This window comes from Kosmotoga sp. (genome assembly GCF_982836095.1).
In genome coordinates, this window is the sequence record NZ_CEYIHJ010000205.1 from 1,927 (window position 1) to 2,822 (window position 896).

The following is an 896-nucleotide window of genomic DNA, read 5'->3' on the forward strand; positions in this document are numbered from 1 at the left end:
TTCAGTTTATCAATGCTTTTTGCCTTGTTTCTAACGACGCTTGTTATCTCTTTAATATCTTCATCAGCGTAAATTGAAAGAGCCTCTTTAAGATGCTTAAAAACACCCACATAATCCACGACAAACCCACAGGATTTATTTTCATATACCCTGTTGACCCTCGCTATTGCCTGTAATAGGTTATGCTCTTTTATCACGTTGTCTAAGTACATAACCTGTTCAATGGGGGCGTCAAAACCTGTTATGAGCATGCTCTGGACAACCAGGATACCAACGTTGCCAGAGACTCCTGATTCGTCGCAATTACCGAAAGGAAGTCTGAAGCTCTTTATTATCCTTTCGTGCTTATTTGGGTCAATATATGGCTGATATTCCGGAGGGTCATTGGGCGATCCTGATATAACAACGCCAACTTCTAATCTCTGGAGAAGATCTATATCTATTCTATCGGGATTATTGCTTCTCAATTCCTCAATCTTCTCCTTCAAAGCGTTTTCAAGGGCTTCCTTATACCTCATTGCAGCAAGCCTCGAGACAGATACAACCTGGGCTTTGAACCCATTTGGAAAAACATGGGTAACATAATGATCTATCATATCTTTCGCCTTATCCCCTATAACATTTTTGTCTTCAAGATAAGCCCGCCATGTATATCTTCCTGCGATTCTTTCCTTTTCTTCCTTATCAAACCCTGAGAAGATATCTTCGAACTTCGCATTGACAGCCTCCGGATCAGAAAGTTCCGCACTGTGAACTCTGCCTTCATAAACAATCTCAACAGTGACACCGTCTTTAACAGATTGCAAGATGCCATATTTATCGATGTAGTCGCCAAATGTCAGTTCCGTTTTCTCGATTGGTGTACCAGTAAAAGCTATTTTGACGGCATTGGGCAA

Annotated in this window: 1 pseudogene; it reads right to left on the reverse strand. The window is 41.1% G+C overall.

The window, feature by feature from the left end:
* Positions 1 to 896 (reverse strand): annotated as a pseudogene (locus AC3LHT_RS10150) (type I restriction enzyme subunit R domain-containing protein); the annotation flags it as partial.